Below are 20175 nucleotides of genomic sequence, written 5' to 3' on the forward strand. Positions count from 1 at the left end.
ATACATATTATTGAATGTATTGTGAAATCACTGCCACAAAGTTATAACTCATATGCAGCATTATTGGCATGACGATCGTTCCACTTTTTTTCATTGTAAATGAATAAATGAGACCATTGATTAAAAAGGGGAAAAAGTTCTTTTGCCAATGTAGAATGGCAAAAATCATACTAGAAATTCCCACACTTATTTTCCAAGAAAAAAATCTTTGTAGCAGTGAGACTAGATATTTCCTGAAAATCAGTTCTTCTATCACTGGCACCAAAGTTAGACTTCCAATTACGTTGAATAAACTTGCTGTTCGCGCTATATTCTCAAAAGGAGGTACTTCCAACAATTGGTTTCCCGCATACGTTGTAATCCACGATGTACCAACTAATAAACACAAGCTAACAATAAACAAGCCCCAATTCATATTATTTTTTTGAAAGGACAATTCTTTCAGGCTTTTTTTTATGGACTCTATGTTCATTTTCGCTAATTTTTTTCTCCTTTCCGGTTTTTACAAAAGTTGTAACAAACTTTGAGGGTTCTCCTGGGCGATTGTGGGAATAATAATAGCCATGAAGATTAGGAAGACGCTTGATTTTGTTCGGGTTGATCACAAATTCATCTACCACATTATTCGAACTTTCTCCGGTATTTCCCTCCTCATTGCTTCGACTCGTTTGTTTCACTTGCTTTTCTGTTCCAATGAATTTTGATAGTTCATTTGCCGTATCATCATCTGTCCGTAGAATGACAAAATTTGTTAAATTACCAAGAATCTGTTTTGTTAACTCTTCTGATACTTTATTTACATCAGCGATTACTTGCATAGCTACAATGGTTTTTACGCTAAAGGATGCGGTTCTATTCAGTAAGGCTTCAAAGGATTCATCAACATAAACGCCCAATTCGTCCATCACTAATAAGGCTTCTGTTTGGTCGTCTCTTTCAGCTTTTTGACTCAAAAAGAGCTTGTACTCTGCGACTACCAACTTTCCTAAGCTTCGTGCGAAATCACTGTATTTGAATTCATTTAAGTACACGACAACGACTGCGTCTTCCTCATATGCCTGGCGTAAAGTGAAACCATCTTGTCCAAAAAGATAGCGGCCATCTCCATCATTAAAAATAGCTAATCGACCGATTGCTTGAACAACAGTATCTTTACAAGAGGCAAGTACTTGCTTCGCTCTACTGTATAATTCCTTGGAAATAATCTCTTTCCCAAACAGCCCCTCAATTAAGTTTTTAAAGTTTGACGGATCAGAATACTTAATAATACTTTGAAAGCTAAACTGAATTTCAGCCGCTCGCATCACACGTCCCATCACTTGCCAATAGGTAAGTGCTTGAATTCGATAATGCTCTTCGGACCACTCGGTTAAACTAGACAGTAAATCTTTTAATTCTGTCTCCGTTATGCCTTTAAACGGATTATACGGATTCGTTTTTGAAATCTCTGATTGGTTAATCACATATAGCTTTCGGTTATATTTTTTAGCCAATTTTTCGGTGACTATATTCAAATCGTAGTCTGAAGTCCCTCCTTTACCGTCGATCACAACGGTAAATTGTCCTTCACGAATAGACTGTTCGATATAATGCAAAATAGTAGCGGTCTTCCCTGTACGAGTAGATCCGAAAGCACCAACGTGCCCTTTGTCATTAAAGTTGATCCCGCCACGGCTATTCAACATAACTTCTCTTCTTGTTTCCTGTTTGACTGTTTCGTGCATGAGAATTTCTGAAGAACTTTTCTGTAATAACAGCCCGAAACTGACGATCATCACCCCAATACCCCAGCCAAATAGATTGATTCCGAAAATCCATTGAATCGTTGAAGGTATGAAATGTTCTCGAAAATATCCGTCAGCTGTAACGTATGCCACCATACTTGCAAAACCATCTTGGTTTGCAATGAGTTGGGTATAGATCAGGCTTAATAAGCCGATTGAACTTCGACTCATTTGTTTCTGATTCAAATAAAAAATACTTACCACAATCAGGAAAAAACCCAAGGTAAGTATCATCAACTTTGACGATTTTTTTTCATAATATTCCTGAAGGATCAAATACGAAAGCAAAGCAAGTGATCCTGGTAATGGAAAGAGAAATATTCCTAGACAACATAAGACGATACCTGCTTTTGATAAACGGCTTCGCCAAACAAAAACGACATCTTGATACATACGTTCACCTTTCTTTTCAGTTAATAATTGGTATGGAACAAGTCCATTTCCCTGTGTTCAGAATAAGAATAGAACTCCTCAATTAGTGCATCAATAGGTGTAGTAGAAAGAGTCGCAAGACGCTTAGATGGTCTTTCTAAAACCTTCTCAACCTCTTCAAAAGTGAGCAATTTAAATTGAGCATCATCAATTCCAACATATTCTTTGGCTTCTACTAACCTGTTGTAAATTAAAGATTTCATTTTGGGATAAATCCAAATTTGACCATACGCACGATTTTTATTTGCACTAACATTTGTTTGTACTCGAAAGGCCTCTTTCTTTTCTTTTTCGTATTCAACTATCCACCAATCATTTCCGACTTTAAAAGTTAAGTCACCTTTTCGAGTCATTTTTTTGTAACCACCATAATTATTTTTTTTATACTCATAGGTTCTAAAGTCACGATCGGTAATGATAGAATGGTAGTCTAATTTGGCTTCTGGAAAATACTCTCGTAAAAAGCAAGTACATGTTAAAACACCCAACTCATGTCGAACGGTTGCGTCACTTACTTTTCCAAGCCCAGATATTTCAAGAACCTCCTTGCCTTTAGTACCTAACGAGTATATTTGTGCTTCCCTTCCTTGACGCAAGTCTCGTTTCAAATAACCATTTAATTCTAACTTGCGAATTCTTTTACGAACATATTCAATAGACGGAAAACCTAGTAACGAACAAAAATGTTTCGGTTGCGCAATCCTCCATCGATTGACAACTTCAAGAATCATCAAATCTCTTTCAGTTAATTCAAGTCGATTATTCAACTGCATATACTTTCCTCACCTTTCAAATAAAAAAAGAAAATAGTGAAACTATTCTTTCCCTTTGTGCGGAAATCATTGAGCTAGCAATGAGGTTCCGCTTCTTTATTTTCGAACCATATTTCTACTCATACTGAAACTTAGCTACCTGCGCTCTTTTAGGTTTATGGTTCGAATTAAAACTCGTACTCAAATCCAATTAACAATCATATGATCTCATTCAGGTTTATGAATCGAACGAGATAACTTGCCAATCTAAATGTCAGTCGGACGATCTCTTTTGGTTTTATGGTTTTAAGACAGCCCCTTCAAGATTTGGTGAAGGGGCGTTGGCGCTAGGGGTAGTTGTAAGTTCCCTCTTTCAACGATTGAAAGAGGGCGGAGGGAGTTAGTTCGAGACCCCCAAGACTGGGGGTAGGGGGTTGATCTTTTGACCTTGACCTTATCCCTTCATTTTTCTCTCTTCCACACCCATTTTTTATTTTTTCCATCCTATTTATTTTATTTTTTTACTCTTTATATGTTCTCTTATCTTAGCTGCCCGCCCCCGCAAATATGCTTTGTTATACCATATTGCCGGTAATCAAATTTGCAAAATTTTATTATTGTTGGGTGTGGGGGGTTCTCGATCGAAGAGCGAGAACCCCCCACACCCAACAAAGGCGGTATAACAACGTTTTGCATAATTTGCGGGGGCGGGCAGCGGGTCCATGGCAAAGACCCAAGACCGGACCCTCAAAACACCACAAAACAGATACCGGACCCAAGACCAGACCCTATATAGGACCTCTTACAATAAAGGGATAATGGGTCAAGGAAATGGGACACTTACTTTTGAATTTCTTCAATTCTTTTTTCAAGCAACTTAATACGTTCTGTTGCCTCACTTCTCAGTTCATTTTCTGTTTCTAATTGCTCATTTAGATTTGAAATAGTACTTTTTATCGCCGAAATTTTCCCTTCCGTTTCCTGTAAAACACTGCCGACTTGGAATCTTTTTTCTTCCGTTAGTTGTTCATATTGATCTAAACGATGGGCAATATCTTGATTAATTATTTGACTATTTTTTTTACTTTCATCGATTATTTTCGTCTGAATACGTATATCATTTTGAATTGAATCGATTTGTAATTTGTTTTCTTCCACATTTAAAAGTGACTCATTTTCCATCTTAGATTCCTCTTTTGAGGCATAAAATCTCAAGGATTGATTCATTTCTTGGGTTGCATAGTAAGAAATATCCAACCTTACAGTTGTTGTATCTGGTTCAATTCCTTCTGCCATTAAGACAAAATAGCGACTCGTAACAGGAATAACTTTTACCTTTATTTGTTCCTCTGGATTCTTATCTGTCACCAAATCAGCTTCAATTTTTCGTTGCAAATCATCGACTGCTTGGGACGTTGGTTCAAAAAATAAGTCCATTCGGAAACTATTTTCTTCTTCATTGAACACCTTTTTAACAACTGACAAGGCGCCTTGTTGAACCAAATGCTCTTCAAATAATTCAACTTCTTGGTAGTCTAAATCAGATTTTTGTGCCATGCCATGAACAAAAACTACGACTATGGAAAGGAGAAAAACAAACAGCGTTTTGAAATATACTTGGCTTTTTGTACCAAAATATTTTTGTTTAAATCGTTTAATTTCCTCCATTACTATCCCCCTTATTCAGTATAGTTAATTCCGATTCATGAAATATTTCACTGTCACTTGTTTGAAAAAAAGTGACCGTTATCGGATAATTTTTTTCCTTTTTTATGCTTGTAACGCATCCAATTTGTCCAAATAAATCTCCGTTCGTTGTTTCAAATTCATCTGAAACAATGACGATATCATTTAATTCCATTGCACTTTTCCCTCTCTATTCTGTGTTCTTACTCTTGACTAGAAAGAATAATTTGGAACCCTACTTGATCAATTACCCACCCATCTGATTGAACCATTGAAACTGTAACAAGCATTTTTTGTGGGACATTATCGACTTTCATTGAAAGTATATTGATTATTGTTCCTTGGATATGATCAACCGTTTGAACGATCGATTCAGTTTCTAAATCTTCAATGTATGGTTGGAATACTTGGCCACTTTCAGGAATTTCTTCTTCCTCAAAAACCGATTCTGTGACTAGCTCTTTCAGCTTGGCATTTCGTTCTTTGGGTTTTAAATTTCCATAATAAGCAGCAATGAATGCCTCGTTCACTTTTTTCATTTCTCGTTCATATTGTGACTTTTGTTGCCACTCGATATACGCATTATCGACATCTGCTTCTGGGATCACTTCTAAACTTTCAGTTGTTGATTCTTCTGTTTTTTCTTCCCCTAGTATTTCTTCTAGTAAGGATTCTTGGGTGCTATCTTCTGTAGTTTGGGGTTGCGCTATGGAAGAAATTGTTTCTCCTGTGTTACTCTCAACAGTACTCGTATCTTCTTCATTATTCGTGTTGAAAAACCCTGTCATAGCCAATATTGCTAGAATAACTACTCCTACACCTATTCCGATTCCTACCACCTTTTTCTCGTTTTCTTTCATTTTATTTTCCTTTCATTGACTGATTCCCAGAACCTCTGCTGGGTCTAATAAGCTTGCGATCGATAAATCTCTTGACGTTGAAATTTCTAAATGGAGGTGAGCGCCGAAGCTATTTCCTGTGTTTCCTACATGACCGATAATGTCACCTTGTTTCACTTGATCACCAACTTTTACGTTGTTTGAAACATTGTGTGCATACAAACTACAGTAGCCGTTAGCATGTTCAATCCGGACGTAATTCCCCCAGGAGTAATGATATTCAGACGCAATGACGACACCGTCAGCTATTGCCTTTATCGGTGTTCCTTGCGGATGACCAAAGTCAATTCCTCGATGGAATTCTTGCACTCCACCTAAGACACGCGTGCCGAACCATGAAGTTATCTGCGGTGGACTCAATGGCAAAATAAATCCTTCGTTGCTACCAACTTCTCCCTGGCTTAGATACTGTCTGACTAAATCAACGTAATGGAAATTTCCGCCGTTCCAATATAAGTAAGGGCGTCCATTCGTTTCTGAAACAGCATTTACATAGCGGTACGTATTACCTAAAACATTGCCTAAAGAAGGAGCTACCACGTCTCTTGAGTACGCTTCTGCTAAATCGATCGTATGTTTTTTCCCTCGTTGCGACACATAGCCGATATAGCTTGTACCGAAGTTATAGGCTTGAACAACTGCCCATTTATCTGTGTCTACGGCTTCTGCTAGCTGTAAGGCACTTGCATAGTGTTTCACTCCTTGAGCGATAGAATCCGGTTCATTATCGATTGTGTTCATCGGCAATCCTGCACTCTCTGAAGATTGCATGATGTCTGGCAAACGTCCGCCCGTTTCTACAGTCGTGATGGCCATGAGTATTGGTACGTGATCCGCAATGTCGTATTTTTGTGCTTCTTTTACAAAGTAGGACTCCCACTTCAATACATCCGCCGGAATATTTTGAATGCTCCCTACCCCTTCGTCTTTCGTCGAATTGGTCATGGAGATAATCATAGTGACCGACACAAAGATAAACACTAAAAAAAGACCACCGGTCGTAAAAAACAAACTTCCGAAAGTCTTTAGTGCGAGCATTACTTTTTCTCTTTTCGTTGCTTCACCAGTTATAACTCGTAAAATTTTCCTAAACACAATGCCCTCCTGTCCTTCACTGTAATCCATTAATTAGTTGATAGGATCTACTACTGGATTGGAATTGCTTCACACAAATAGATGCCCTCTGCTGTTTGAAAGTGCATCATACCAAAATCAAAAATTATTTTTTCCTGAGTTTTAAATATTTTATCAACCTTTTTTGAGTGTTTTTTTGGAACTGTTAGACCAAATTGATTGATTTCATCAATAGAATTAAAAGTAAACTCATTTAACTGATTAGTGCTTTTTCCTTTTTCTTTCATAACTTAATGTCCTCCAGCAAATCGTATCAATTGTTTTTCATCAGGATCTGTCGTGATTTTATAGTTATTAGCTCCACCTAAGTTGATAAATACTTCCCCTTGTTCCATCAATGATAAATCATTGTATTGTCCTTCAGTTAAAAGACTGCCCATTGCTTTTTTCATCGTTCCAGCAACAGAAGCATCTAACCCTAAGAAGAACTTACTTGAACACAATTCAAATACCTGTTTGATTTTTGAGATATAATCATCAGAAGAATTTTCAGGAAGTAATTCTTGTGGCGATTGTGTCGCAAAGAAGGCACCAGCTGAGAATTTTCGCATTTCTTTTAAGAACTTTACAACTTGCTTAACGACGAATACAGTGTCTGGACTAAGAATCTCCTGACATTCATCCAAAAAGAAAGCAAAGAAAACGACATCATCGATCTCGATCTCATTGTTCGCCAGTGCGATTTTTTGTCTTCGCCCGTTGTTCAATGCTTGATTCCAAACAATATTCATAGCCGTAAATAATAGGCATTTGTAGATTTCTGTATCAAAGTGACCGATCGTTTCAATATCGAAAAACAATACCTGCTCATCATTAAGATTCTTAAATGAGGTTGTCCCATTGAATATTGAGCCGTATTGATTGGTCATTGAGTCAATAACGGATAAAAAGTTTTCCATTTCGACCATTTTTACACTTGTCACTCGATCTTTATAGCCATTATTCACATATTGGTTTAGAAAAACATTAAATTCACTCATGATGGGGTATTGCTTGGGATCTAAACCAATGATATTAATTTTCTTTTGGTTTTCTTCCGTCATATAATCATTCGGCAATAGTCCTTTTTCAATGTAAAAAGCGTCAAGAATTTTTCCAAAATCAAGTACATCTACCGAACGCATTAGCGGATTCAAGAAGCGAATTTGATTAAAGAATTTCGCTCGATGTTGCAGATAGCTATTTAGCTGATCGATCTTCATTCCAGTTTCATCTGTAATTGTAGCCAATGGTTCAAGGGGATTTAACATGCCACCTCTTCCTGACAAATCAACAATTCTGCCCTTCTGATGTCCGATTGTCTTTTTCCAGTCACCATTTTTTTCGAATCCACGTATACACGTATTTCTCCCAAATAGCCCTTCTTCAATCAACTTGAGGAGGGTTGACTTTCCCATTCCTGGTTTTCCTAAAAGCATGGAGCTAAAGGATTTACGTACGTTAGTCACGTAAAAAGGATCATAAATGAAGGGGCCACCCGTATCTGTTTGTCCTAAATATTGCCCTCTGGGATCGACAAGATATTTATGATTGAATGGATAACTTCCCCCGATTGCTGTTGTCCCGACTGTGAGACCTGCTCTTGCACCTGAAATCTTCTGTTGCTCGGTATAACTCTGGGAAAAGGCAAGCCATTCGGTTAGCGCTTTTCCGATAAACGCTACTACTTTGTAGTCTGAAGCTTTGAGTGATTTTCGAAGAGTAGTAAATTCTTTGTCTAGTTCCTCTTGCGTATCAGCAACCAAATAGATCCTGATATCGATTAATTTCGTTACCTCCCCTCCTTGCTTTATTTCTGAAGCATATCGCTCTAGCGATCGATACTCAGCTGCGGCGTCGTTTCTATCAGTTTGTGTACGTCCTTCTGACGCTTGTTCCCGATATTCATTCAAAGAATTGTTAATATCCTTTAATGCTCGTTCTTTTTCTAAAGGGGCAATATCAACCTTTGTTACTGTATTACGATTCCCCATGAGTGCGGTAAGCCAAAAAGGAACTGGATTTTTCGGAAGCTCATAGACGTGTAACGTCGCATAGACACCGTCACCAGCGATAATTTTGTCTTCAGTCGGCTTAAATCCACCCTGTGGCTGAATTCTAGAAATAAAATCTAAGTCATAGCCTTTTTTTTCTAGATCTAATACTTCTTTTTTTGATAGCATAATTTCCTCCTAAATCGCTGTATTCATATTGAACAGTTTGGTAAGAATTTTTTCTGTCTGCCCTGCACTAACATCCTTAATTCTAAGTAGTGATCCACCGGAACGTTTCAGTAACGTTTTGGCTAAAACAATTTCTTTTTTTGTTTTTCCATAGACCATGCAGTAAAACTCTAAATTGGATAGTTCCATTTCTACCCATAGGAGACGCTGAATCTGTTCTCGACAAATCATCAATTGCGCCATGTTTTGTCGATTCCTTGCTTGCATCAACTTTTTATTCCAAAAAACCAAGTTGGAATCAATGTTCGTAGGAAACATCATGGATAAAATACTCATGTCATCGTCATAGATCCGAGAAAGATTTTCCAATTGAGATTGTGCTTGCTGTTGCTCTTCTGCACTTAGTCCGTTGATATCTTGAGTAGAAATTTTTAGGAAAGCAAAAAAGCTATCGTCGTTTTTCACCACGTCATTTTGATCCATTCGCTTGATAGGGATTACTTCTTGAACAGAAGGAAGCTCCCCTTTTTTAAGGGGACGCTTTTTCTGACTTTTTCCTTGTTTTATCTTTGCCATTAAACTAATTTACTCCTTTCTTATAGCTCTGTGTACCGTAAATAGTTCGATCCATTTTAAGCAGACAATAAAGAGTGTATAGGTTTCTGTGTCCTCCGTTACTGCTTGGTTTTGCACACAAGAATATCCCTAATGCAAACAGCAGGCACTCAATAACAATGAAATGCCCGATGGGTAGTTGAAGATAGTCTTGAAGATAAAACATGCCACCACACAGTCCTAGAATCAAAGCAAGATCCAAAAAGTAGAAAGCTTTCAAACGAACTTCTTGCTTAATGTTTTTTTGGATTTTCATATGTTGATATTTATTCGCCACTTCTATCACCTCGGTCATTATTTCTTGGTGGTAAATAGTCTTCTGCATTCATATTCTTTAGAGTGTCATTTGCACTTGCAAATCGCGTGTCACTTTGTTTCTTTTCTTCCCAGATTGGTTTGGCTTCAGATTCCTTATAGATTGTTCTATCTGTTGATTCTAAAGTTTCTGAGGGCTTCGTTGCTTCTTTCTCTTTCCTTAGTGAACCTTGATCACTATTTGTCGATTTCGTGGTCTTAGAAACCGTTTCAGAACTATTTCCTGCAACGTTATCTTCTTTTCTAGCTGTGGTTGGCTGTTCAGATTGTACGATTTGTTTTTGAGAAGAATCGCCTTCATTTTGTGTGACTGGAGGCGTATCCACTTCTGTAGGATTTTTCTTTGGTGCTTCTTCTGAACCCTGGTCAACCTTTTTCTTATCTGGGTTTTCAACTGTTGAATTCATTTTATTTTGGGGATCAGATTCACTATTTCCTTCTGAGCCATCTAAGGTTGCGTTATTCACTGAATCTTCATTTTTCAAGTCTTCTGAACGTTGACCCGAACCTTTCGTTTCGATAGCTGAAGCGTCATTTACCGTTTTATCCTCATTATTGGAAGAATCTTGAACGATCACTTTTCCATTTTCGTCTGTCTCTTCTCCTTGAGCGTTAGGATTTTCAGACAAATCATGTCCTTCAGTGTTCAGTTCACTGTCAGAAACAGATTTCTCGTCAGCTGATTCTTGTACTTTATTGTGGTCTTGGTGAGTACTATTATCCGTTTCAGCTATGATTTCTTTTCCGTCTTGATCAAGCTCACCATTATTTTTATCGGTATTCTTTGTATCTTCGTCTGTTGAATTTTCTTGTCCATCGATCGATTGATTTAGATTTTCTTTCTCGTACTGATCTTCTGAAATTGGACTAATATTTTCTAGCGTTGTTGGTGGATTATCAAAGATTTCATCGACTTTATCATCCAACTTATCGTCGATATGATCCTTGGCTTTACCAATATTACTCATCATTTTCTTGTCGCTATCTAGTTTATTGGAGACACCATTTTTGATTTTGCCCCCTGTAGCGCGCATTGTTTCAGGTGCATGTAACGCTGCTTCGCCTAAACCAACTGCAGATTTTCCAATTCCCATGGCTGCTTTCGCCCCATAGTATCCACCCACAATTGATTTGAACCCGCTTCGAGCGCTAGTATCCACACCTAAATATTTTCCGAATGTTCGTGGTCCAGTCATTGCCATAGACACGCCCACAAGGCATAAAATGGCATAAGCAACTATATTTAGGTTCAATGTGGCAAGATACGTGAAGTAAATCGAAAACAAACTGATTGAAAAACCGGTCAGCATGATCGTTACAAACGTATTGCCCATATCTTCAAAAATCCTTTTCACTTTTTGACCTGTTTCAATATCCATGGCTGCCAAAACTGGGAATAGAATCCGAGCGAAAACCAACTCCAAAATCGCTGCACCGATGGTAAACCCCGAACAAAGATAAACAAATGTCATAGTCCACAGGGAAATCAAGATTGTTGCTGTGTCAGCACTAAACCGGAATTTTCCGTTATCAAACGTTGAAAACCACCCGTTTTTAATTTTATCCGCATATAGTGATCCATCATCAGCTACCTTGATTTGGTAGCCTAAAGCTTCTGTATTTTCTTCATTACTGGCTGTTTTCTTTAAATCTCCGATATCATTAGGTAAAATCATTTCTGTTAAATCGGCATTTTTGAACGCATTTTCCGATAAATTCATTGTCCGGTCATTTGTATTGCTACTATCAAGTAGCTCAAAGCCATTTCTTGATAAGTAGGTGAGATCGGCCATGTTACTTTGTACGATATTATAGGATAAGCTTGATCCGGTACCGTGCAAGTCTTTTGAGGCATCAAAGGTTGCTTTCGTTACATTCATAGCGGAATTCATCAGTCCAGGCAGATAGATAATCAAATTAAGGAAAATAATCCCACGAAGAAGACTACCTTTCAGATCCACTCGATCGCTAAACATATATTTGTAGACGATATAAAGGAGTGTCACCGTCAATACAGAAGCGGCTAAAATCCGCATACTGGTATAAACGGTCCCAATCATCCCCTCGTCAAGAAAGCCTGTAATTTTAAATATCTGATCAATAACTTTTTCCGTATAAAGTGCAATGTGATAGGATATTTTAATTACCCACATGGTGAACATATGCCAAATAGAACTAAAAAATCCTGCGTCTTTGACCCAATCAGAATATCGAAGTAGAAATTCTAAAGCTTGTTTTTCCATTCCTTCTCTCCTTTTTCAAGTGAAAAGACAACAAAAAAAGCAGTCTATAGTTAGATTGCTTTTTTTCAAACGATTGATTTGTCTAATCTTTTAATAGTAAATTCGCTTCTACTGGAAGGTTTTCTTGGTATAAAACCAATGCTAACTTTTCTTTTTGAACAGCTGGTAGTTTTTTGAGTGTGTCCAGATCATTTTCTTTATAACGCTCAAAAATCGCTTCACTGTCACCGTTCAGAATAGCCACCTCTAACAACTGTAACTTGTCAGTGATCGGATACACCTCTAGGTATTCGTTCAGATGGCTTTTATCTCCTTGCGCAAGTAAATAATCGACAATGTCTTTTTTCTTCTCTGGGAACGTTTCTGCAGCTTCTAAGTACTGGTTTTCAATCAAATAATCTTCAAACGTTTGTGGTGTTGTTTCGGATGTACTTTGTGTGGTCTGAATCGATCGATTTTCTATTACTCCCATTAAGCGTTTCTCCATTTCGCTGGTCTGTTTTTGAATCACTTGTGTCGTTTGTTCTTGAGCAGCATAGACATTATGAATCGTATATAGTAAGGTGCCAATGCCACCGATCGTTACAAAAGTAACCGTAGCGACAAAGAATCCTTTCCACCAAGTATTTTTTGGTTGCTGAGTTGAACTAGGTTCTGTTGGTTGAGGACTAATAGCCGGAGGATTTATCTGAAAAGCTTTTATTGTTTCAAGTAGTTGGGCTTGTTGCGCAACAAGAAGATCATGGTTTTGTTTTTCCATACGTTTGGTGGTATCCACAGTTTCATGGATCGCTTTTTCTTCCAATGCAACTTTCTTCTCTTGAACCTCAATTTCACGCGCTTTAAGTTTCAACTCTTCGTTTTCCTTTTTATTTATTTCCTCTTCCCGCTTCATTTCTAACCATCGTTGATACTTTTGTTCAAACCTTGGTTGTTCGTCTTCTAAGCGTTTTTTAAGCGCATTTAGATAATTCCCTTCATTCTTCTTGGTATTCGTCAAGGTCTCCGTCACGACCTGACGCATACTTTCAAATTGAGCGATCTTGAAAGTTTCTAAAGCTTGAAGATTTTCCATCTCGATTTTTTGAGTCGCTTTCTTTTTAAACTTCTGAATATTTGTCTGTGCTTCTTGTTCAATTTTTTCTTGAATCTCATTTTCAAGTTGAATTTTTTCAGTCGCATAGTTGTTGTTAACACTAGTCATTTCTTGGCTGTGTTTTAATTTCAATTGGGCAAGTTCTTTCTCTTGTTTCACTCTTAGTTGATCGATTGTTTGCTTGTGTCTTCCCGAAATCGTTTGGATTCTTTTAGTCAGCTCTTGTTGCCAGTGACTTTCGATATTCGCTTTAATAGTGGAGATTTCTTCTTTCAAAAATGATGGATTGGTTTGATTTATCTGTCGTTCATACTGTTCAGTCAATGTTAAAATAGCTGTATTTAACAAATTACTTTTCGTCTCTACCAAGCTAGAAATGAGTGACGAATAAAAATCTTTTGTAAAAGATTTTTCAATAAATTCTTTTTGCTTCTTTTCAATAAATGTTGCCGGTTCCGTCAAATTGAATTCCGATAATACGTGGGATACCCCATTCTTAATACGTCCGTCCATCTGATTGATTAGCTCATCTAATTCTTGGATAATAGGCACTTGTTCAATCGATACGTATTCCTGCAAAGAAGGAAGTTTGGGTTTAGTTTTTTCTTGAGAATCTGTTTCCACTTTTTTATCAACTGGTTCTTTTTTATTAACTTTCAAATCTTCAGTTTCTTCCACTGGTTGTAGCAAGAGGTCCTTTTCTGTTTCCTCGCCCTCTTCATAATCTGGTACGTAGCTTGATTCCTCTACTTCTATTATTTCATTCACCACTTCAGATTGTTCTTCTTCAGTAGTTTCTTCCGTTACATCTTCTTTTTTCTTAAACGGAAGTTTTGAGCTAATTGTTGAGAGAAAGTTACTCTTTGTTACTTCTGTATCCGTTGATTCTATTGTAATAGGTTCAGAAAATGATAAGTTGATCTCGTTTTCCATAATTTCTAAAGAAATACGTAGATTTTCATCAGCTGTGTTTCGAATTTCCCTGATTAAGTCCTGGCTAATCAAATCCGATAAGGTGTACCCTTCTTCATACGAAATATCAAATTGAATCTCTTGTAAGTTTTCTTGGTTCTGTACCAAAAGGGTCATTTCACCTTCATAGCCCTCTTCTTCAATAACTTGGAAATACAAATCTTGCGCTTGAGGCAGATATAGCCATTTTTTCAACGGGAGTACTTTCTGTTTTTTTACTGTCTTAGGTACCTTAACAAACTTTAGTAAATACATTTTTTCTCCTTTCTTTCCTGTACTTGCTAATAATTTAGAATAAACCAGCTAAGTTAAACACTTAGCTGGTTTACTTTTAGAATCTAGCTGTACTTGTCATCCAGTTAATAACAGTAGTGATTCCTGCGATAACACCCACACTAACAAAGATTTTGAACAGCTTCGTTTTAGCGACATCAGCAAATTTATCAGAGTACATGTACATAAACATGGCTGCTATTGCGATCACGGCCGCTACTGCTGGGGCTAATGTCTGCGCTGCTGAGACGACTGAATTTAGAGAGTTGACCAAATTTGAGATTAAATCGTTCTGAGGTAATACGACAAGGCTTAAAACTGTTGATTTCATGTATATTCGACTCCTTCTTGTTCTATATTTTTGTTTATTTCTTTAGTGTTGTTTCCTTTTTTTCGACGTTCTTTTAAATCTGTGGTGATCACTTCTAATGCGGCTTCTTCAACAATTGAATGTTCCCACTGGAGATTTTTTCCTTCCATAATCTCTAGTTTTTTCGTTGTTACGATTTCTTTTTTCCACTGATTAAAGTTCATGCCTTTTTCTTCTAATAGTTCCTTTGCGGATTCTACAATCAGACTTGTTTTTTTTGCGGCCATATTTATCACTCCTTATTTACTCAATCGGTTCAGCACGAACCATTAATCGATAATCTGTTTCCACTCGGCTACCGTCACACGTCAACAAAGTTAAATAGTGTGGATCTTCCGGATTATCTAACATGTATTCCCCTTCCGATTGGTGTATGACTTTGCTCTCAATGACTCTATACGTCGCTTGCTTGTCAAAATACGTTAAGTGGATCTCGTCACCTATGGAGACTTGTTTCAATCCGCCTAGCAGTAGTCCGCTATTCGTCATATAGTGTCCTAATAAAGCAAAATTCCCTTTTCCGATTGCTTGATTCGGTTTTACCGTACCAACGCCAACGCTAATATTTGCTTGAGTGATTCCTTCCAGTACTGGTAATTTCAAATCAATTGAAGGAATTTCAATCATTCCAACACCAAATCTAGAAATTTGATTTTGAACATTTACATTCAATGTTCTTGGTTCTAGTGTCTCTACATCCATACCCGAATAATCTGCAGGTCTAGGCTTGATCTCGTCTTTGCTTTCCATCGCTGTCAACGCTTCAACCTGTATTTCTGCAATACTTTTTTCAAACGATCGTTGCTGTAAATATCCAAGCAAGAAGAACATAGACACAAAAAGAAAGACACTAGCAGACCCTGCGGCTATTAGAATTCGTTTCTTCCTTTTTGCTCTCGATCGTCCGATTTTGATCACTTTTTTCTTATTAACATCGCTCACCTCCTAATTGAAAAAGGTAAAACTGATAATCAGCTTTACCTTAAAATCAAGTATTTTATTTGAACAACGTTGAAAATGCTTCTTGAATCCATGTCCCTGTAGTTACACTGCCTGCTTGTGGAATTGCAGGTGCTTCTTCAGTTGGTTTTACGAAACCAACAGTTTGTTCTTTATTTTTTAAATCAAAGTGATCACTCACCAGGTCTGTTAGCTCTTCATCACTATATACCATGTGAGTAGCTACCAACTCGTCTCCGTCATTCATCGTGTTCGCTGGAATCATGACATCAAAGAGAAGTTCCTGTTCTTCTTCTCCTGTTGAAACAAAGGAAGAAATACCTTTATCGACTACTTCCCCAGTCGCTCCATTAATAAATTGCGTCACGACAAAGTATTCATGTCCTTCTTTTCCACCTAAAGTCCAAGCGTAATCCGTCAATTTATTATCAACGGTTGGATCGACCACTTTTGAACCAGTTTCAGTTTCTGCAAAAAGTGTTTCGATCTCAAGATCCAAGCGGTTGTTTTCAACTTCAAAAATAATAGTTTCACCATTATTGTCAGCTGAAATCTCAAAATCGTACTCTTCGTCATTTTCGTGGTACCACTCAAGTGGTTTTGTTTCGACTAGTACATATTGGCCGGTAGGTAGATCTTCAATGGTAATTTCACCATTTTCATCTGTGACATAGGTTCCAATTACTGTCCGTGTTTCTTCTGTATCTCCTACGCCGTCTGTGAACGTTTCTGGAGTTTCTGTATCAGATTCTTCAGTACTATCTTCTTCTGGGGATTGTTCCTCTTCACCTTCAGTTGTTTCGTCTTCTGGTTCTGAGTCGATTGGTTTGAACTCCCCAATACGAATCAAATCGAATTCAACACCTTGCAGTGCTTTTTGATCCATGGCGTCCGTCTTGATCACTTTTACATTGGCACGTGCCAGTTTGTTTAATATTGCATCAGACTCTTTTTCAGCGTCTTCTTGTTCTGCTTCTCCAGTCTCGTTTGAATCGTTGTCTTGCTCTTCAGAGACATCAGTGTCTGCTTCTGGATTTTCTGAATCATTTTCGTTTTCTTGATCAGCTTCTGTATCTGTTTCTTCATTGTTTTCGTCTTCTTCAGCTGGTTCTTCTTCATTTGGCTGTTCCGGATCTTCTTCCGATTCTTCCATTTCCGTTTGCTTAGCTGAAACATGAATATCATGTGTTTGTTCATTCGTTTCTGGCTCATAAGTGAAGAAGTATTTTGCTTCATTCAATACATGATCAGAACCTGCATCTACTTCTTGAAGGTACATTTGAATCGTCTGATTTGGTAATTTCAAGCCTTCAAACGCAATTACACCCTCTTTTACGACGGTATAAGCCAACGTCGTGTCCTCTTCTAAAACAGACTCTCCAACTGTTAGTCCTTTTGCCAATCGCAAGGCAAATACTTGGTCATTGTTCGCTGCTTCGACATCGATCACTGCTTGACCATCTGCCCAATCAACAACTACTTCTTGATCCTTTTGACCGTAAACATTGATTTCCTGTAAGAAATTATCTACATCGACTTCACTAGTCGAAACTTCAACTTCTTGCCCTGCGTACTCAATCGAAAATGGTACCGGTTCTTTTAACAGTGCTACGCCTGCAGGTGCGCCGATTTCAACTAGATAGTAGTTTCCAATATAGAGAAATGCTGGTGAAGTAGCAGAACCATCTTCCATGGTTTCAAGGATATAATCTTCACCATCAAATTGAATTGTTTCGCCTTGCTTAAAGCGAACCGTTCCGTCTGGTGTCACAACGTCCTCAGCCGCTTCAATCTTGAATCGGAATCCTTGTCCTTTTAATTGATCAAAATCAAACTGAGTATACTCACCATATTCAGAATTATTTACACTTGTTTGAATAGCAGTTTCTACGCTTTTATTGACAGTTACTAACCCTTTTTGGGGATCATTTTTAACATGTAGTGTAATCACCCCATTCGCATTATCACTAGTTACTGAAAATACGACTGGTTCTGTTGGTAAAATATACCCTTCTGGTGCGCGGATTTCTCTTAATTCATAGCGATCTTCTCCAAATGCCAACATTTCAGAAGTAACGATTTCTCCTTCATCATTGGTAACAAACGTATCATTCAATTCCAATGAATTATTCTCACGCATGCTTACATAGGCACCCTCACCATCGTTCCCCCAACGATCCCAAATCTTAAAGCTAGTTCCTGCTAAAGGAATTCGTTTACCTGTTTCAGCATCTTCTTTTAAGATACGTAAACGGGCTTCAATGATTCGATCTTCTAACAAATAAAAATGCACATAGCCTTCTTCAGTGATTGTTACCTCAAAGGGTTCAATCAGTAAATAGCCAGGTGCGCCTTTTGTTTCTTCTACGGTATACGTATCATATGGCAAATCTCCAATATGAAAATATCCTTTTTTATCAGTCGTTGCAGTATATTTTAATCCTGTTGTTTTCGAAGTTGCTGTTAGCTCAACTCCTTCAAGTGGTGGTTTAATATCTTGATTCGTTGTTTTAGATGATTTCTCCTCTTCTTTTTGACCCAAGCGGAAAAATGAACGAATATTCCCCATTATTGACGGTGTTAAGTCTTTTGATCCAAATTTGTAGCCTTCGATTCCGCCCTTAATCACTCGATCGTTGACTGTCTTACTATGAATAGCGACTTTCTCATTCTGTCCTGCATAGGTCAACTGAACTTCGTGAGTTTCTGGATCAAGGTTGTACCCTTCAGGTGCTTCTACTTCTTTTAGATAGTACGTTCCAAGTTTCAGTCCTTTAATCTCTGCCTGTGAAAGACCGTCAACATCTTCCAAAGTTAATATCGCAATCGATTTGCCTTCTGAATCTGTTAATTCGTATTTAGCCCCGAAAAGTGTCGCTGCTCCCTGTGGTTTATTTCCAGTTTCTTCATCTTCTTTAATAACTGTAAGATTTGCGAGTTGTTCTTTATTATTAAATCGAAGAGTGGTTGTTTCATTCGCTCGTATAGTTAAGGTTTGAGGTTGTGCATTCAAGATATAGCCATGTGGCGCTCGAATCTCTTCGATGGTTACTTTTGTATCAACTAAAAGATTCTCCCACCGTGCCTTTCCATCTGCTCCTGTTGTTAATTCTTTCGTTTGCCCAGTTGAAGTTGTAAAACGATACGTTGCATTAGCTAAAGGTTTTCCAGTATCTTCATCCACTTTTAATACTTCAGCGTGACCTTCTTTTAAAACTTCAATATTTAAATTCACAGTTATTGGATCATCAACATGCAATACACTTACCCTTTGTCCGTTACCTACTCGATAGGCTAATGCAGCACTAGCAAACTCATTAGGTATTCTTGCAATAGATACGATACCATTTTTATTTGAATTGGCGTTTGCCGTGATATGCAGTCTATTACCTTCTTGTCGAAGTGTTACATTTGCTGTATTCGTAAGATTATTCATAGCATAATTTGCAAATACGCCATTTGTATCATTGATTGTAACCGTTTCTCCAACTTTGACAGTTACTTTTTGATTATGGAAACTTGGTCGAGTATTATATTTTGATATTTCTGTTTCCACGGATTGTTTACGTGTCCCGTAATTAGAAACTGTGGTGGACAATGTTTCGCCTCCAAATGCTTCCCAAAGCATTTGTTGAACAGCAACATATTGTGTATCTGATTTATCTGAATTTCCATACCAACCAAAATAAGCAATCAAGGATAATCGTTCTCTTAATTGTGGATTTGAAATGATTTGTGTTACGTTTTCTTGCGATGCTCCACTACCTAAGACAATGGGAACACCTTCCTCAATACAAAAAGCAATCTGTCCTGTTTCTCTTATTCGAAACATATAGAACTTATCATGCAAAAAGTTGGTCCCGTTTGGAATATTTCGCCATACACGATGTTCAATCGTACGAACATTTTCTATAGTAAACCCTGTAGATCGAGTAAAATTTCTTTTTAAACGGGCATATTCTTCTGATTTTTTCAACATTTCATTTTGTTCGGTAGTGCTCTTAGCATGTTCACGAATATAATCTAACGTATATTTCGCATCGAACTCACCAGTAATTTCTTCTTCAACTTGGTCAATTGGTTGGACATCAGTACCTGAAGGTAAAATAAAAAGCGAATTACCTATTGTTTCAACAACGGGCAATTCACTCTCTTCAGGACTATCATTTGCTCGCGCATTTTCCGACTGGAAAGTTCCTTGTTTTATTGTATTTGATAGTATTGAGTTGTTCTTAAGAACTTTTTTCAATTCAATTTTATCTTGTTCAATTTCTTCATCTTTCGCATCCACTTGGCTTATTTTAAACTCTTCTATATGATCAGCAATAGCCATGCTTGGTGCAATAATCAACTGCCCTATAATTATAAACAAAGCAACTATATTAAGGCTTTTTTTAAACATCTTTGCTTTCAATAATTCCCCTCCTAAAGTTTCTAATAATAAGGAAAATTAACGATACAGGGTGCCCGAATCACAATGCA

17 protein-coding genes are annotated in these 20175 nt (G+C 37.5%); all 17 read right to left on the reverse strand.

Going from position 1 to position 20175, the window contains the following annotated elements; translation table 11 throughout:
* Nucleotides 1-7 precede the first annotated feature (7 nt).
* Nucleotides 8-472, reverse strand: coding sequence for a CPBP family intramembrane glutamic endopeptidase (locus tag IGJ14_RS14925; RefSeq protein ID WP_410301143.1), 465 nt, complete (start codon nucleotides 470-472; stop codon nucleotides 8-10).
* Entirely contained in the window at nucleotides 417-2177 is a 1761-nt protein-coding gene (locus IGJ14_RS14930; RefSeq protein ID WP_430608634.1) for a type IV secretory system conjugative DNA transfer family protein, read from the reverse strand. The genes IGJ14_RS14925 and IGJ14_RS14930 overlap by 56 nt, the downstream gene beginning before the upstream one ends.
* A gap of 20 nt (nucleotides 2178-2197) precedes the next feature.
* Entirely contained in the window at nucleotides 2198-2989 is a 792-nt protein-coding gene (locus tag IGJ14_RS14935; protein WP_410301145.1) for a hypothetical protein, read from the reverse strand.
* Nucleotides 2990-3808: 819 nt separating this feature from the next.
* On the reverse strand, nucleotides 3809-4636 hold the full coding sequence (locus tag IGJ14_RS14940) for a hypothetical protein (protein ID WP_430608635.1): 828 nt from the start codon (nucleotides 4634-4636) through the stop codon (nucleotides 3809-3811).
* On the reverse strand, nucleotides 4623-4829 hold the full coding sequence (locus IGJ14_RS14945) for a hypothetical protein (protein WP_430608636.1): 207 nt from the start codon (nucleotides 4827-4829) through the stop codon (nucleotides 4623-4625). Before IGJ14_RS14945 ends, IGJ14_RS14940 begins: the two co-directional genes overlap by 14 nt.
* A gap of 28 nt (nucleotides 4830-4857) precedes the next feature.
* Nucleotides 4858-5514, reverse strand: a complete 657-nt coding sequence (locus IGJ14_RS14950; RefSeq protein WP_430608638.1) for a hypothetical protein — start codon at nucleotides 5512-5514, stop codon at nucleotides 4858-4860.
* Nucleotides 5515-5526: 12 nt separating this feature from the next.
* Nucleotides 5527-6648, reverse strand: a complete 1122-nt coding sequence (locus IGJ14_RS14955) for a lysozyme family protein (RefSeq protein WP_430608605.1) — start codon at nucleotides 6646-6648, stop codon at nucleotides 5527-5529.
* 50 nt (nucleotides 6649-6698) lie between these two features.
* Nucleotides 6699-6914 (reverse strand): hypothetical protein, encoded by a 216-nt coding sequence (locus IGJ14_RS14960; protein ID WP_430608606.1) that lies wholly within the window; start codon nucleotides 6912-6914, stop codon nucleotides 6699-6701.
* A 3-nt stretch (nucleotides 6915-6917) separates the two neighbouring features.
* Nucleotides 6918-8849, reverse strand: a complete 1932-nt coding sequence (locus IGJ14_RS14965) for a VirB4 family type IV secretion system protein (protein WP_430608607.1) — start codon at nucleotides 8847-8849, stop codon at nucleotides 6918-6920.
* A 9-nt stretch (nucleotides 8850-8858) separates the two neighbouring features.
* The gene (locus tag IGJ14_RS14970; RefSeq protein ID WP_410301151.1) at nucleotides 8859-9425 is read right to left on the reverse strand and encodes a hypothetical protein; all 567 of its coding nucleotides are present in this window, start codon (nucleotides 9423-9425) and stop codon (nucleotides 8859-8861) included.
* A gap of 4 nt (nucleotides 9426-9429) precedes the next feature.
* A complete protein-coding gene (locus tag IGJ14_RS14975) occupies nucleotides 9430-9741 on the reverse strand; it encodes a DUF5592 family protein (RefSeq protein ID WP_430608608.1) in 312 nt (103 codons plus the stop codon).
* Nucleotides 9731-12022, reverse strand: a complete 2292-nt coding sequence (locus IGJ14_RS14980) for a pLS20_p028 family conjugation system transmembrane protein (RefSeq protein ID WP_430608609.1) — start codon at nucleotides 12020-12022, stop codon at nucleotides 9731-9733. Before IGJ14_RS14980 ends, IGJ14_RS14975 begins: the two co-directional genes overlap by 11 nt.
* Before the next feature lie 82 nt (nucleotides 12023-12104).
* Entirely contained in the window at nucleotides 12105-14285 is a 2181-nt protein-coding gene (locus tag IGJ14_RS14985) for a hypothetical protein (RefSeq protein ID WP_430608610.1), read from the reverse strand.
* A gap of 136 nt (nucleotides 14286-14421) precedes the next feature.
* Nucleotides 14422-14694, reverse strand: coding sequence for a hypothetical protein (locus IGJ14_RS14990; protein ID WP_271523548.1), 273 nt, complete (start codon nucleotides 14692-14694; stop codon nucleotides 14422-14424).
* Nucleotides 14691-14960: a DUF5415 family protein gene (locus tag IGJ14_RS14995; protein ID WP_410301154.1), complete on the reverse strand. Its 270-nt coding sequence runs from the start codon at nucleotides 14958-14960 to the stop codon at nucleotides 14691-14693. The genes IGJ14_RS14990 and IGJ14_RS14995 overlap by 4 nt, the downstream gene beginning before the upstream one ends.
* Nucleotides 14961-14976: 16 nt before the next feature.
* On the reverse strand, nucleotides 14977-15651 hold the full coding sequence (locus IGJ14_RS15000) for a class A sortase (protein WP_430608611.1): 675 nt from the start codon (nucleotides 15649-15651) through the stop codon (nucleotides 14977-14979).
* Between the two features lie 79 nt (nucleotides 15652-15730).
* A complete protein-coding gene (locus IGJ14_RS15005; RefSeq protein ID WP_430608641.1) occupies nucleotides 15731-20095 on the reverse strand; it encodes a SpaA isopeptide-forming pilin-related protein in 4365 nt (1454 codons plus the stop codon).
* Nucleotides 20096-20175: the final 80 nt, after the last annotated feature.

The sequence above is a fragment of the Enterococcus sp. DIV1304_2 genome, assembly GCF_050555445.1.
Classification (GTDB): Bacteria; Bacillota; Bacilli; order Lactobacillales; family Enterococcaceae; genus Enterococcus_B; species Enterococcus_B pernyi.

What these genes read in the sequence shown, in the direction of transcription:
- IGJ14_RS14925 (WP_410301143.1), bottom strand. Translation starts at nt 472, where the DNA reads ATGAACATAGAGTCCATAAAAAAAAGCCTGAAAGAATTGTCCTTTCAA.
- IGJ14_RS14930 (WP_430608634.1), bottom strand. Translation starts at nt 2,177, where the DNA reads ATGTATCAAGATGTCGTTTTTGTTTGGCGAAGCCGTTTATCAAAAGCA.
- IGJ14_RS14935 (WP_410301145.1), bottom strand. Translation starts at nt 2,989, where the DNA reads ATGCAGTTGAATAATCGACTTGAATTAACTGAAAGAGATTTGATGATT.
- IGJ14_RS14940 (WP_430608635.1), bottom strand. Translation starts at nt 4,636, where the DNA reads ATGGAGGAAATTAAACGATTTAAACAAAAATATTTTGGTACAAAAAGC.
- IGJ14_RS14945 (WP_430608636.1), bottom strand. Translation starts at nt 4,829, where the DNA reads ATGGAATTAAATGATATCGTCATTGTTTCAGATGAATTTGAAACAACG.
- IGJ14_RS14950 (WP_430608638.1), bottom strand. Translation starts at nt 5,514, where the DNA reads ATGAAAGAAAACGAGAAAAAGGTGGTAGGAATCGGAATAGGTGTAGGA.
- IGJ14_RS14960 (WP_430608606.1), bottom strand. Translation starts at nt 6,914, where the DNA reads ATGAAAGAAAAAGGAAAAAGCACTAATCAGTTAAATGAGTTTACTTTT.
- IGJ14_RS14965 (WP_430608607.1), bottom strand. Translation starts at nt 8,849, where the DNA reads ATGCTATCAAAAAAAGAAGTATTAGATCTAGAAAAAAAAGGCTATGAC.
- IGJ14_RS14970 (WP_410301151.1), bottom strand. Translation starts at nt 9,425, where the DNA reads ATGGCAAAGATAAAACAAGGAAAAAGTCAGAAAAAGCGTCCCCTTAAA.
- IGJ14_RS14980 (WP_430608609.1), bottom strand. Translation starts at nt 12,022, where the DNA reads ATGGAAAAACAAGCTTTAGAATTTCTACTTCGATATTCTGATTGGGTC.
- IGJ14_RS14990 (WP_271523548.1), bottom strand. Translation starts at nt 14,694, where the DNA reads ATGAAATCAACAGTTTTAAGCCTTGTCGTATTACCTCAGAACGATTTA.
- IGJ14_RS14995 (WP_410301154.1), bottom strand. Translation starts at nt 14,960, where the DNA reads ATGGCCGCAAAAAAAACAAGTCTGATTGTAGAATCCGCAAAGGAACTA.
- IGJ14_RS15005 (WP_430608641.1), bottom strand. Translation starts at nt 20,095, where the DNA reads ATGTTTAAAAAAAGCCTTAATATAGTTGCTTTGTTTATAATTATAGGG.